The sequence below is a fragment of the Flavobacterium johnsoniae genome (genome assembly GCF_030388325.1).
Lineage (GTDB): Bacteria > Bacteroidota > Bacteroidia > Flavobacteriales > Flavobacteriaceae > Flavobacterium > Flavobacterium johnsoniae_C.
In genome coordinates this window covers 4,105,532-4,120,312 of the sequence record NZ_CP103794.1, presented here as the reverse complement: position 1 = coordinate 4,120,312, position 14,781 = coordinate 4,105,532, and the positions used below count along the sequence as shown (strand labels likewise).

Here is a 14,781-nt window from a genome sequence, read left to right as displayed (position 1 = left end):
TTACTCCCGCAGATTTGGGAGATTTAGGAGATTTTTAATTGAGTAAAATAATCTGCCAAATCTGCGGGAGAAATAAAAAAAAAAAAGCCAAAAGCTTAAAAATAATACCATGAAAAAGTTTTTTTTACATCTTACATTAATCATTTCACTTTTTACAATTTCGGCGAAAGCCCAAACTAAAATAATTGTAAGTGATTTAAAATGCGAAATGCTGACAAATCCAGAAGGAATTGATGTTTTACAGCCAAGATTGAGCTGGAAAATAAAAGCAGAAATAAATGATGTAAAACAAACTCATTATCAAATTTTAGCTTCTTCGTCTTTAGAAAAACTAAATGCAGGAAACGCAGATTTATGGGATAGCGGAAAGGTACAAAGCAACGAATCTGTAAATGTAATTTATAACGGAAAAAAGCTAAAAGACAGACAAGACGTTTATTGGAAAGTAAATGTTTTTACAAATAAAGGCGAAGTTCAATCAAAAGAAACAGCACATTTCAGCATCGGAATTTTGACTTATGCGGATTGGAAATCAACACGATGGATTGGGTATGAAAAAACTTCTCCAGGAGATAGTATTTCGCAGTATTCGAGATTATCAGCGAGATATTTAAGAAAAGAAATTGACTTGAAAAAGAAGGTCAAAAATGCCAAAGTTTATATCATGGGAATGGGCTTGTACGAGTTATATATTAACGGAAATAAGATTGGTGATCAGGTTTTAGCTCCCGTTCCTACGGATTATACCAAGAATGTAAAATACAATGTTTTTGATGTGACTTCACAATTGCAGGAAGGTAAAAATGCATTAGGAACGATTTTAGGAAACGGACGTTTTTTTACGATGCGTCAAGATTACAAACCTTATAAAATCAAAACTTTTGGTTATCCGAAAATGGCTTTGCAGTTGTTTGTAGAATATACTGATGGAAGTAAAGATGTTATTCGTACAGACGATACTTGGAAAATCACAACCTACGGTCCGATTTTATCGAACAATGAATACGATGGCGAAGAATATGATGCCCGTAAAGAAATGAAAGGCTGGAATGCCGTTAATTTTAATGATAAAAAATGGCTTTCGGCTGAATATGTTCAAGAACCAGGCGGATTCTACGAAGGACAGATGTCGGCGAATATGAAGGTAAAACGTGAAGTAAAACCTATTTCGATTAAACAAACACCAAAAGGAACTTATATCTTAGATATGGGACAAAATATGGTGGGCTGGCTACAATTGAAAGTGAAAGGAAACGCTGGCGACAAAATCACCATAAAATTTGCTGAATCTTTACAGCCAGATGGTTCGTTATACATTGCCAATTTACGTGATGCTAAAACAACGGATATTTATACGTTAAAAGGCGAAGGAGAAGAAGTTTGGGAACCCCGATTTATTTTTCACGGTTTCAGATTTGTAGAAATTTCAGGTTTCAGAACCAAACCGACTTTAGAAAATTTCGTTGGAAAAGTCGTTTATGATGACATTGCCACAACAGGAACTTTCGATTCTTCAAACCCAATTATGAATCAGATTTTTAAAAACGCTTGGTGGGGAATCAGCGGAAATTATAAAGGAATGCCTATTGATTGTCCGCAGAGAAACGAGCGTCAGCCTTGGTTGGGAGACAGAACGACTGGAGCTTATGGAGAAAGTTTCTTGTTTGATAATCAGACGTTATATGCAAAATGGTTAGACGATATTAAAAACTCACAAACAATTGATGGTGGACTTCCAGACGTGGCACCAGCTTTCTGGCGTTATTACGGTGATAATGTAACTTGGCCGGGAACTTACATTACAGTTGCAGACATGTTGTATCAACAATTTGGAGATAAAAAAGTAGTAGAAAAACAATATCCGTCGATGAAAAAATGGATGGATTATATGGAAGAAAACTATTTGGTTGATGATATCATGACCAAAGACAAATATGGCGATTGGTGCGTTCCGCCAGAATCGTTGGAATTAATTCGTTCGAAAGATCCTTCTCGTTTAACAGATGGCGAATTGATTTCTAGTGCATTTTATTATCAGCTTTTAAACATCATGAAGAAATTTGCGGTAATCGCCAATGCTCAAAATGATATTAAACATTATGACGAATTAGCTTCAAGAATCAAAAAAGCATTCAACACTAAATATTTTAATTCAGCCAAAAATAGTTACGCCAATAATACTGTAACAGCGAATTTACTTCCTTTGACTTTCGGAATGGTTCCAGAAGAATTACAGCAAAAAGTATTTGAAAATTTAGTTCATGAAGTAGAAGTAACTAAAAACGGTCATGTAAGCACGGGAGTTATTGGAACACAGTTTTTAATGCGAACGTTAACCAATTTTGGTCGTGGTGATTTGGCTTTCAAATTGGCCTCAAACAAAACCTATCCAAGTTGGGGTTATATGGTCGAAAATGGTGCCACAACCATTTGGGAACTTTGGAACGGAAATACCGCCGACCCAGCAATGAATTCGCAAAACCATGTTATGCTTTTAGGCGATTTACTGATTTGGTATTACGAAAATATGGCGGGAATTAAGAGCAATCCTGATACTCCTGGTTTTAAGCAAATTATCATGAAACCAGATTTTAATGCAGGATTGACTTATGTAAATGCTTCTTACGAATCAGTTTACGGAACAATTAAAAGCGATTGGAAAAAGGATAAAAAAGGTTTGGTTTGGAATATTACTATTCCTGCGAATACTTCTGCAATTGTGTATCTTCCTACGAGTGAGATTTCGGCTGTTTCAATCAACAAACAGAAGTTAGATAAGACTTCATATGCTTATTCTAAAGATAAAAATCAAATAGTTGTGACACTTTCGTCAGGGAATTATGCTATAAACGTTAAATAATCTGCATTTTTAATAATTCGGGACAGTACAGGATACATTGTTAATTTTTTCGTGTTATTTTTACACTTATTAAATATTTTTACCTAAAAAAATGTTAGGTATGTATTTATAGTCAAAAAAAATAATTCATAATTTAATTAAGAATGAAGTTAGCAAAATTAGCATTTGTCTTGTTTGGACTTTTCCTTTTAGGAAGTTGTAAATCGGCTTTAGAGAAAAAGACTTGGAAAGAAGGAATTTTAGTAGATCAGTTTGTTTACGATAAAGCGCCATATCCGTCTTGTCATGCTATTACAATTGTCGAAGCGACAAATGGTGATTTAGTTGCTTCTTGGTTTGGAGGAACTCATGAAAGAAATCCTGATGTTTGCATTTATGTAGCCATCAAACCAAAAGGAAGTGACACTTGGAACGAAGGCGTAAAAGTTGCTGACGGTGTGATGAAAGAAGGCCCGAGATTGCCAACTTGGAATCCAGTTTTATATCAAATTCCAGGTGGGGATTTAATGTTATTCTACAAAATAGGTCCAAAACCATCTGAATGGTGGGGCGTAATCAGAACTTCATCTGATGGCGGAAAAACTTGGTCTGAGGCTAAAAAAATGCCAGATGGTTTCTTAGGGCCAATCAAAAATAAACCAGTTTTATTAAGCAACGGAACTTTATTATGTCCGTCAAGTATTGAAGGTGATGGCTGGAGACTTCGTATGGAATCTACTCCAGATTTCGGTAAAACTTGGGTAATGGGCGATACGCTTCCAAGAGGAAAACAAAAAATCAATGCGATTCAGCCAAGTATTTTATTCCATAAAGACGGAAGTATTCAAGCCATCGGAAGAACTAGAAACAGAGCGATTTTCAGCACATTTTCAAAAGATAATGGAAAAACATGGTCGGATGTTGAGTTAATCGGACTTCCAAATAACAACTCAGGAACTGATGCCGTAACACTTAAAGACGGCAGACATTTATTGGTTTACAATCACGTACTTCCTCCTGGAAAAGAAGCTAAAGGACCAAGAACGCCTTTAAACGTTTCGGTTTCTAAAGACGGAATTCATTGGAACGCTGCTTTAGTTTTGGAAGATTCAAAAATCAGTCAATATTCTTATCCTTCGATGATTCAAAGTTCTGACGGAATGGTGCATATTGTGTATACTTGGAGAAGAGAAAAACTGAAATATGTAAAAGTGGATCCAAGTAAATTAGTGGCTCTTCCAATCAAAAACGGAATCTGGCCAGGTGACGAAGGAAAAGTAGTTACAGCGGTAAAAGCGGAAGAAGAATAAATGAATTGAACCATTAAGAGATTAAGAAAATTAAGTTGTTGTGCTCATTTATTCTTTAAAAAGGGCATTAAGCTTAACTTTCTTAATCTTTTAATGCCAAAATAATAAAAGTATCTAAGCTTAATTTTCTTAATATCTTAATGGTAAAACCACCAATTAACATGAAGCTAAATAAAAACTTAATTGTTACAATACTTGTTCTTGTAGCAACAACATTCAATAGCTGTGCAACTGCTCAGTCTTCCAATAAAAAGCAAAAATACAAAGTTGCCGTTTGTGACTGGATGATTTTGAAAAGACAAAAATTAGGTGCTTTTGGTTTAGCAGCTGAAATAAAAGCTGACGGAATCGAACTAGATATGGGAGGTTTAGGAAATCGTCCCACTTTTGACAGTAAATTGGGTGACCCAGTTGAAAGACAAAAATTCTTAGATAAATCGAAAGAAACCGGAGTTGGAATCAGCTCGATTGCCATGTCTGGATTTTATGCTCAATCTTTTGCCACAAGAGAAATCACACCAATGATTACCGATTGTATTCAGGCAATGAAAAACATGAAAGTAAAAGTGGCGTATCTTCCGTTAGGAACGCAAACGGATTTAGTTAAAAATCCAGAATTACGTCCAGAAGTGATTAAAAGACTGCAATGGGCAGGAAAAGAAGTTGGTAAAATTGGCGGAGTAATCGCAATTGAAACTTCATTGAATGCGACAGAAGAGAAAAAACTTTTAGACGAAGTCGGCTCAAAATATATTAAAAGCTCTTTTAATTTTGCGAATGCTTTAGATAATAAAAGAGATATTTCATCAGAATTAAAAATTTTAGGAAAGAAATATGTAGCGCAGATTCACGCTTCCAATACCGATCAGTTTTGGTTAGAGAATGACAAAGCGATTGATATGCCTAAAATCAAAGCAACATTAGATGAGATGAAATGGAACGGATGGCTTATCGTAGAACGTTCTCGTGACGTAACACAAGTTCATAATGTAAAAGCCAATTACGGAGCAAACGTAGCTTATTTGAAGAAGATTTTTCAGAATTAAAAATATAGTTTTCTCATTTTTGTCATTTCGACGAAGGTGAAATCTCCACGAGAAGCTCTACAAAGATTGGATTCTCGTTGCGGAGTTACTTGCGAAGATTTGCTTCGCCTGTTCGCTATTGCTCGAGTCTCCTTCGTCGAAATGACAAACTAGATGAGAATTTTTAATGAATTAAATTATACCATGAAATATTTACAATTACTTTTTTTATGTCTTTACGTCTCTTTCGCGACAGCGCAGAACATCACTGTTGTGAGTGATCCGAGTTCGCCGAGAGCAAAATTTGGAGCAGAGAAATTATCAGAAACACTTTCTGCAAAAGGTTTCAAAGTAACTTCTGTCAATAAATTCAAAAAATCAAAAGATAAAGTAATTGTTATTGGAGAAAAAGGAACCGATTTCTGGAAGAAAAATGCTAAAATAGATGACAGCAAATTAACTAAAAAAGAAGGTTTTCAGATTCGCACTCAAAATAATGTCATTTATATTGAAGGAGCAGATGCTTCTGGAACATTGTACGGTGCATTAGAATTATCAGATGAAATTAAAGCTTCAGGAAAACTTCCATCAGAAATCAATATTGAAGACAGTCCAGAAATGGTTTTGAGAGGAGCTTGCATCGGAATGCAAAAACCAGTTTATCTTCCAGGACGTGATGTTTACGAATATCCATATACACCAGAAACTTTTCCGTGGTTTTATGATAAAGCTTTATGGATAAAATACTTGGATATGCTGGTAGAAAACCGCATGAATTCTTTGTATTTATGGAACGGACATCCGTTTGCTTCTTTAGTGAAACTAAAAGAATATCCATTTGCAGTTGAAGTCAGCGACGAAGATTTCAAAAAGAATGAAGAAATCTATAAATTTCTGACTGTTGAAGCTAACAAAAGAGGAATCTGGGTAATTCAGATGTTCTACAATATTATTGTTTCTAAGCCTTTTGCAGAGCATTATAATATTAAAACGCAAGATCGTTCAAGACCTATTACGCCTTTATTATCAGATTATACGAGAAAGTCTATTGCTGCTTTTATCGAAAAATATCCAAATGTTGGATTAATGGTTTGTTTGGGAGAAGCTATTAACACAGTTGATGATGATGTAGAATGGTTTACCAAAACTATTATTCCGGGCGTTCGCGACGGTTTGCAAGCATTAGGAAAAACAGAAGAACCGCCAATTATTCTTCGTTCTCACGATACAGACGGACCTTTGGTAATGGAAAAATCGCTTCCATTATACAAAAACCTTTATACAGAAAGTAAATATACTGGAGAATCTTTAACAACCTATACGCCGGGCGGACCTTGGGGAGAAACGCACAAACAGTTAAGCGCTTTAAAATCAATTCATATTGAGAATGTTCATATTTTGGCTAATTTAGAACCTTTCAGATACGGTTCGCCAGATTTTATTCAGAAAACGGTAAAAGCGATGCATAGCGTTCACGGCGCAAATGCACTGCATTTATATCCACAAGCTTCGTATTGGGATTGGCCATATTCGGCAGATAAAACGAAATCGGGAGAACGTTTATTAGAAATGGATCGCGACTGGATTTGGTACAAAGCTTGGGCGAGATATGCTTGGGACAGTAAAAGAGATCGTAATGAAGAAGTAAAATTCTGGGATAAAGATTTGGCTTCTAAATATGGAACAAGTCAGGAAGCTGCCAATAACATTTTAAAAGCTTACGAAGAAACAGGAGAAATTGCTCCAAAAACCTTAAGACGTTTTGGAATTACAGAAGGAAACCGCCAAACTTTATTGTTAGGAATGTTCGAAAGTCAGTTGGTGAATCCGTCGAAATGGCGCGTTTATCCAGGATTCCACGAATCTTGCGGGCCAGCAGGCGAACTGCTTTTAGAATATGCTAAAAAAGAATGGAACAAAGAACCGCATTCAGGCGAACTTCCAACGCAGATTATTGCTGAAATTACAGAACACGGGAGATTAGCCGTTGAAGCAATAGATAAAGCCGAAGCCAGCGTAACCAAAGACAAAGAAGAATTTGCACGTCTTAAAAATGATATGCATGCTTATAAAGCGTTTGCCGATTTCTTCTCAGAAAAGGTAAAAGCAGCTTTATTGGTTTTAAGATATAGTTATTCAAACGATATTGCCGATTTAGATAAAGCAATGCCTCATTTAGAGAAAAGTATTGAATACTATGAGTTATTGGTAAACTTGACAAAAGACACGTATTACTATGCAAATAGTATGCAAACTGCTCAAAGAAGAATTCCAATTGGTGGAGACGATGGAAACAACAAAACTTGGGCTGAATTATTACCGCATTACGAGCGTGAATTGGCTAATTTTAAAAGAAATTTAGATAAACTAAAATCGTCAAAAGACGGTAAAATTGAAACTAAAGAAGGAAAACCTTGGAAACCAACAGAAGTAATTTTCATTGACGAAAAACCGGGAACTTATTTAGTGAAAACTGGTACAAAAGTGTACGGAACAGATATTTCTGAATTAACGAAAATCGCTCCAGAACTTCAAAACCTTAAAGGATTTACTTTCGTAGAAAACGATCAAAATGAAAAAGGAACGCATTTGAAGTTTAGAAATACAAAAGCGGTTAAATTAGTAGTAGGTTATTTCAATTCAGATCAGAAGAGATTTTTATTGCCGCCAAGTTTAGAAACAGACGCAGCAGGAAATGCTCACGGTCAAGCCGAAGTGATTCTGGCAAGTGCTATGAATTTAAAAGAACTTCCGAGAGTAAATATTCATACTTATACGTTCCAACCGGGTGAGAATAAATTAGATTTAGGAAAAGGAAAAGTATTGATTTTAGGTTTCATCGACGCGGATCAAACCATAACGCCACGTGACGTTGGATATATTGATGCAGGAGAAAAAGCAGCTATAGATTGGTTGTTTTATTAAGAATAATTTACTGCGTCAGTTCGCTATCGCTCGTGTGGGCATGTCCCTCCGGGTCGGGCTTTCGGCTATATCTTTTATTCCGCTCCGCTACATAAAAGGATACCGCCTCAATCCCTCACGCGAACTCGTTGTTAATTTAGACCTAAACATGTTTTTAAAATCTGTTAGTTTTAATTGAAAATATAAACACAATCTTGTCATCCCGAGGAACGAGGGATCTTCGCAAGAAACTCTACAAAGATTGGCGACATTTCTATACGGAGTTACTTGTGAAGATTTCTCCTTACGTCGAAATGACAAAAAGTCGAGTAAAATAAAAACTTTAATAACCTTATATTAATTATATGGTTTAATAAGAAAATATGAATAGAATAGTTTTTTTTATTTTTTGTTTTTTTTCAAGTCTTTGCTTTGTTTGGAGTCAGAGCAAAGATTCAGGGAAGTTTCGTAAAGAAATTTCGCTGAATTCGTCTTGGGAAACCGTAATCTTGGAAAATCTTCCCGCACAGGAAGAGAGGTTTGTAGACCATCCAGAAACTGATTCCAATTGGCAGAAGGTTAGTGTGCCTCACAATTGGGATCAGTATTATGGTTTCAGAAGAACAAAACATGGAAATTTACACGGTACAGCCTGGTACAAAAAAACGCTGAAACTCGATAAAAAAGACAGTTCAAAACAGCATTTTCTTTATTTCGAAGGCGTTAGTTCTTACGCCACTGTTTGGGTAAATGGTAAAAAAGTAGGCGAACACAAAGGTGGGCGAACCACTTTTACACTTGATATTACAAAAGCTGTTTCTTTCGATGCAGCAAATATCATTTTATTAAAAGCTTCGCATCCATCATTTATTGCAGATCTTCCTTGGGTTTGCGGTGGTTGTTCTGGAGAATGGGGATTTTCAGAAGGTTCTCAGCCAATGGGAATTTTCAGGCCAGTCTCTTTAGTAATTACAAATAATGTGAGAGTTCAGCCGTTTGGTGTTCATATCTGGAATGACAAATCGGTTTCTAAACAAAAAGCGATTCTTCATACTACAACCGAGATTAAGAATTACGGCACATCTGCACGAAACTTAACTATCGAAAATATACTTCTTGATGCTTCAGGAAAAAAAGTTGTGATTATAAAAAGCGATAATAAAATCAATTCGGGAGAAACAAAAGAAATAGCACAAACATTTCCTGAGATTCAGAATCCGAAATTATGGTCGCCATCCAATCCATATTTGTATAAATTGGTGACTTCAATTTATGAAAACGGAAAAGTAATCGATCAATTAACAACGCCTTACGGAATCAGTTGGGTGAGCTGGCCAGTTAGCCGTGACGGAAAAGACAATCGTTTTTTCATCAATGACGAACCTGTTTTTATAAATGGAGTTTGCGAATACGAACATTTGATTGGAAAAAGCCATTCGTTTTCAGATGAAATGATTCATTCCAGAATCGAACAAATTAAAGCTGGCGGATTTAATGCTTTTAGAGAAGCACATCAGCCTCATAATTTATTATATCAAAAAGAACTAGACGAAAACGGAATTCTGTTTTGGAGTCAGTTTTCAGCACATATTTGGTACGATACGCCTGAGTTTAAAGAAAACTTTAAAATACTTTTACGAGAATGGATCAAAGAACGAAGAAACAGTCCATCTGTTGTAATGTGGGGATTGCAGAATGAAAGCACGATTCCAAAGGAATTTGCTGAAGAATGTATGCAGATTATTCGTGAAATGGATCCTTTATCAGAATCACAAAGAATCGTAACAACTTGTAACGGAGGAGAAGGAACAGATTGGAATGTCGTTCAAAACTGGTCGGGAACGTATGGCGGAGATCCGTTAAAATACCATTTAGAAATGACCACTCAGTTATTAAACGGAGAATACGGCGCTTGGCGTTCAGCCGATTTACATACTGAAGGTGAGTTTGACCAAAAGGGAACTTTAAGTGAAAACCGTTTTTCTCAATTAATGGAAATTAAAGTTAGAGAAGCCGAATCGGTAAAAGATAAAATTGCGGGACAATTCAACTGGCTTTTTGCTTCGCATGAAAATCCGGGACGTGTGCAAAACGGAGAAGGCTTTAGAGATATTGATAAAGTTGGCCCAGTAAATTACAAAGGACTTTTTACCATTTGGGGCGAGCCTTTAGATGCGTTTTATATGTATCGCGCCAATTATGTTTCGAACAAAACCAATCCGATGGTTTATATCGTTTCGCATACTTGGCCAAGCCGTTGGGAAAAACCAGGAATTAAAAGCGGAATCGATATTTACTCAAACTGCGATGAAGTAGAATTGTTTAATGATGTGAATAAATCTTCTTTAGGAAAACTAAAAAATCCAGGTATCGGACAGCATTTCCAGTTCAATAATGTCAATATTCAGTACAATGTTTTGTATGCAGTTGGATATGTAAACGGAAAAGCGGTTGCTAAAGATTATATTATTTTGAATAATCTTCCTAAAGCTCCAAATTTAGATGTTTTAACAACTAATAAAACAGATATTACAAAAGCAAAAAGCGGTTACAATTATATTTACAGAGTCAATTGCGGAGGTTCTGAATTGACTGATTCTGCCGGAAATACTTGGTTTACGGATACACATAAAAACGGACAAAATACTTGGGGTTCGTTATCATGGACCGATAATTTTGAAAAACTGCCAGACTTTTTTGCCAGTCAAAGAAAAACTTTCGACCCGATAAACGGTACAAAAGATTCAGAATTATTTCAAAGTTTTAGATACGGAGTTGATAAACTGCGTTATGAATTTCCTGCTCCAGACGGAGAATATTTAATAGAACTCTATTTCACAGAACCTTGGTACGGAACTGGAGGCGGAATGGATTGCAAAGGCTGGCGTTTGTTTGATGTTGCCATAAATAATAATGTAGTTTTAAAAGATTTTGATATTTGGGCAGAAGCTGGACATGATAATGCTTTAAAGAAAACATTCAAAGTAAAAAGCACAAACGGAAAAATTGTGATTTCGTTCCCGAATGTAAAAGCTTCACAGGCAATTATTTCTGCCATTGCGATTGCGACAAAAGATATTCATGCAAGACCAGCAGAAGAATCTCCAAAAAACATTCAAAATGTAAGTTTAGATTTTAAAGATTTTAAAATTGCTTCTTGGTTAGATATTAATTCGAAACAAAATATAAACTCGGAAGTTGTTTTTACTGAATTGCCATCAGAAGTTTTTGGAGCAGATTATTTACAGTTTTCTTCGAATTCAAAAGTTTCAGGATCATTTACAGTAAAAGAAGAATCGACTGTTTATGTTTTAGTTGACACTAAAATCAAAACATTAAACGGGCTTTCTGATTATAAAAAAATAGAAGAAAAAGCGAAAAACAGCAACGGAATTTCTTTTGATGTTTTCACTAAAAAAGTAAAGAAAGGGGAGAAAGTTCTTTTTGATAATTCAGAAACAATTTCTACAATTGCAGTCGTTCCAACTTATGATATGGGCGAAAAAGACGATTCAAGACCAGTCGTAATTATTGAAGCAGAAAAGACAAAAACAACTGGAATCGGAATTGAAAAAGGAAATTTCAAAAAAGCCGATTACATTGAGTTTACAAAAAAGACAAATAACAGCATCGAGTTTGAAGTAAAACCTGGAGTTGCAGGGATCTATTTAATGCGTTTTAAATTTATGAATCGAAATGAAACGCCATTAAAAGTCAAATTTAAAATGGAAGATGCTTACGGAATTTTAATGCGAAATGATACAATCGAATTTTTCCCTTCGCCTGAAAAATGGAAGATTTTAAATACAACATCCGGCGGTTATATTAATGCAGGAACATATAAAATAACGCTAGAAGGTGATGATTTGAAGGGATTGATGTTGGATAATTTTGAATTTCAATAGGTTTTTTTGGGGGATGCAAAGCCACAGAGGTTCAAAGTGACAAAGATTTAATTAGGATTATATTGTAGAGACGCACCGCAGTGCGTCTACGCTCCAATTATCCATCCAGTTTGTCATTTCGACGAAGGAGAAATCTCCACAAGAAGCTCGACAAAGATTGGCGAATTACGTTGCGGAGTTACTCGCGAAGATTTCTCCTTCGTCGAAATGACAAGATTGTAGAAATTAGGAATTAGAAAAATGATTATTTAAATATTATGATTTTAAAAAGAATAATAATTGCATTAATAATACTGTTTTCGGTATCCATTTTTGCACAAAAACAAGTCAGAATTGTAGAAGACTTCAATAAAAACTGGAACTTCAAATTAGGAGATTATCCAGAAGCAATAAATGCAAATTTCAATACTTCAGATTGGAGAACGCTTCAATTACCGCACGATTGGAGTATCGAAGGCGCTTTTGATAAAGATGCTAAAACAAAACAAGCACAAGGATTTTTACCAGCAGGAAAAGGCTGGTATCGTAAAGTATTTACTGTTCCAGCGAGTTGGAAAAGCAAAACAATTTCAATTGAATTCGATGGCGTTTTTAAGAATAGCGAAGTTTTTATTAATGGAAAATCATTAGGAGTTCGTCCAAATGGCTATATTTCTTTTGGTTATGATTTGTCTCCGTACTTAAATTATGGACAAGCCAATATTATTGCCGTTAAAGTTGATAATGATGCTCAGCCAAACTCAAGATGGTATACAGGTTCTGGAATCTACAGAAATGTGAGATTGGTGACAAGCGAAAAATTGCACGTTGGAAAATGGGGAACTTTTGTAACTACGCCTGAGATTTCGACAAAAAAATCAAAAGTGCATTTAGAAGTTACAATTGATAATGATAATGATACCGCCAGAGAATTTACCTTGGTCACTTCTATTTTAGATGCTAAGAATAAAGAAGTGGCGAATAAGACTTCTGTAGAGAAAATTGGAGCTAAAACTTTTGAAACTATAGTGCATAATCTAGATGTTTTAAAGACGCAATTATGGAATACTGAAACCCCGTATTTGTATAAAGTTGTTACAAAAATCTACGAGAAATCTGTGCTAGTTGACAATTATGAAACTCCGCTCGGATTTAGATTTTTTAATTTTGATTCAGAAAAAGGATTTTCATTAAATGGTGTTCCAACCAAAATATACGGGGTTTGTCTGCATCACGATAATGGAGCTTTGGGAGCGGTAGAAAACATTCATGCGGTTAGAAGAAAACTGACTTTAATGAAAGAAATGGGAGTAAACGCTATCAGAATGTCTCATAATCCACATTCGTTGGAAATGATGCAATTGTGCGACGAAATGGGATTCATTGTTCAGGACGAAGCTTTTGACGTTTGGAAAAAGAAAAAAGTAACCAACGATTATCATAAAGATTGGGATGCTTGGCACAAACAAGATTTAGAGGATTTTATCAAAAGAGATCGTAATCATCCATCAGTTATGATGTGGAGTATTGGTAACGAAATTAGAGAACAATTTGATTCAACTGGAATTGCAATTACTAGAGAATTAGCTAAAATCGTAAAATCTTTAGATGTAACTCGTCCCGTAACTTCTGCTTTGACAGAGAATGTAATTGAAAAGAATTTTATTTACCAATCTGGAGCTTTAGATCTTTTGGGATTCAATTATAAACATGAAGATTATAAAGATTTTCCAACTAAATTTAAAGGACAGAAAATATTAGCTTCAGAAAGTGTTTCGGCTTTGGAAACTCGTGGGCATTATGATTTTCCTGATGGAATTAAAGCGTGGCCAACAAAATATGGTGCGCCGTTTGACGGAAATGCAGATTGGACAGTTTCGGCTTATGATCAGGTAAAATCGTATTGGGGCGCAACGCATGAAGAAAACTGGAAAACGATTAAAAGTCAGGATTTCATGGCGGGAACTTTTATCTGGACAGGTTTTGATTATATCGGAGAACCTGATCCCTATCCGTTCCCTGCAAGAAGCTCGTATTTCGGAATTGTTGATTTAGCCGGACTTCCAAAAGATGTATATTATATGTATCAAAGCGAATGGTCGAATAAAACGGTTTTACATATTTTACCGCATTGGAACTGGACTAAAGATCAAGAAGTAGAAGTTTGGGCATATTACAACAATGCAGATGAAGTGGAATTATTCTTAAACGGAAAATCGCTTGGTAAAAAATCAAAACAAAATGATGATTTGCATATTTCATGGCGTGTAAAGTTCGAACCTGGAACATTAAAAGCAATTTCTAGAAAGAACGGAAAAGTAGTTTTAGAAAAAGAAATTCACACAGCTGGAGAAGCTTCTAAAATTGATTTAAAAGCAGAAAAAACTTCAATCAAAAATGATACTTACGATTTGGTTTATGTAACAGTTTCTATGTTAGATAAAGATGGAAACTTATTGCCAAATGCGATGGATTTAATCAATTTTGAAGTTTCTGGCGGAGGAAAATTAGTTGGAGTTGATAATGGTTATCAAGCCAATTTGGATTCTTTTAAAGCCAATTCTTGTAAATTGTTTAATGGAAAATGTGTTGTGATTATTCAATCGAATGGGAAAAGAGACAATGTTCAGTTGAAAGCAAGTACCGGAAATGGAATTCCAATTTCGTCAATTAATATTAAAGTGAATTAAAAAAATAGAAAGCTTAAAAAACTCCATTAGAAATAATGGAGTTTTTTTGTTGATAACCACATTTATTATGGGAGTCTTGACAGAAAGGTTGGCTGTCCATTATATCTTTTTCTTTTGATAAAATCTAAA

General features: G+C 35.2%; 6 protein-coding genes. All 6 read left to right on the top strand.

The genetic code is table 11. The annotated features are described in order from the left end of the window. The first annotated feature begins 109 nt into the window (after positions 1-109). The 6 genes from NYQ10_RS17735 to NYQ10_RS17710 all read left to right on the top strand — a co-directional run bounded on the left by NYQ10_RS17735 (position 110) and on the right by NYQ10_RS17710 (position 14,652). The gene (locus NYQ10_RS17735) at positions 110-2,860 is read left to right on the top strand and encodes a glycoside hydrolase family 78 protein (protein ID WP_289877558.1); all 2,751 of its coding nucleotides are present in this window, start codon (positions 110-112) and stop codon (positions 2,858-2,860) included. Positions 2,861-3,003: 143 nt separating this feature from the next. Beyond that, complete coding sequence (locus NYQ10_RS17730) at positions 3,004-4,149, top strand: sialidase family protein (RefSeq protein ID WP_289877557.1); 1,146 nt, start codon at positions 3,004-3,006, stop codon at positions 4,147-4,149. 161 nt (positions 4,150-4,310) lie between these two features. Then, positions 4,311-5,195, top strand: coding sequence for a sugar phosphate isomerase/epimerase family protein (locus NYQ10_RS17725; protein WP_289877556.1), 885 nt, complete (start codon positions 4,311-4,313; stop codon positions 5,193-5,195). A 153-nt stretch (positions 5,196-5,348) separates the two neighbouring features. Further along, a complete protein-coding gene (locus tag NYQ10_RS17720) occupies positions 5,349-8,099 on the top strand; it encodes an alpha-d-galacturonidase (RefSeq protein ID WP_289877555.1) in 2,751 nt (916 codons plus the stop codon). 362 nt (positions 8,100-8,461) lie between these two features. Then, a complete protein-coding gene (locus tag NYQ10_RS17715) occupies positions 8,462-11,983 on the top strand; it encodes a malectin domain-containing carbohydrate-binding protein (RefSeq protein ID WP_289877554.1) in 3,522 nt (1,173 codons plus the stop codon). A 257-nt stretch (positions 11,984-12,240) separates the two neighbouring features. Next, positions 12,241-14,652 carry a sugar-binding domain-containing protein gene (locus tag NYQ10_RS17710; RefSeq protein ID WP_289877553.1) on the top strand — a complete coding sequence of 804 codons (2,412 nt, stop codon included), beginning with the start codon at positions 12,241-12,243 and terminating at the stop codon, positions 14,650-14,652. Positions 14,653-14,781 lie beyond the last annotated feature (129 nt).

What these genes read in the sequence shown, in the direction of transcription:
- NYQ10_RS17735 (WP_289877558.1), top strand. Translation starts at nt 110, where the DNA reads ATGAAAAAGTTTTTTTTACATCTTACATTAATCATTTCACTTTTTACA.
- NYQ10_RS17730 (WP_289877557.1), top strand. Translation starts at nt 3,004, where the DNA reads ATGAAGTTAGCAAAATTAGCATTTGTCTTGTTTGGACTTTTCCTTTTA.
- NYQ10_RS17725 (WP_289877556.1), top strand. Translation starts at nt 4,311, where the DNA reads ATGAAGCTAAATAAAAACTTAATTGTTACAATACTTGTTCTTGTAGCA.
- NYQ10_RS17720 (WP_289877555.1), top strand. Translation starts at nt 5,349, where the DNA reads ATGAGAATTTTTAATGAATTAAATTATACCATGAAATATTTACAATTA.
- NYQ10_RS17715 (WP_289877554.1), top strand. Translation starts at nt 8,462, where the DNA reads ATGAATAGAATAGTTTTTTTTATTTTTTGTTTTTTTTCAAGTCTTTGC.
- NYQ10_RS17710 (WP_289877553.1), top strand. Translation starts at nt 12,241, where the DNA reads ATGATTTTAAAAAGAATAATAATTGCATTAATAATACTGTTTTCGGTA.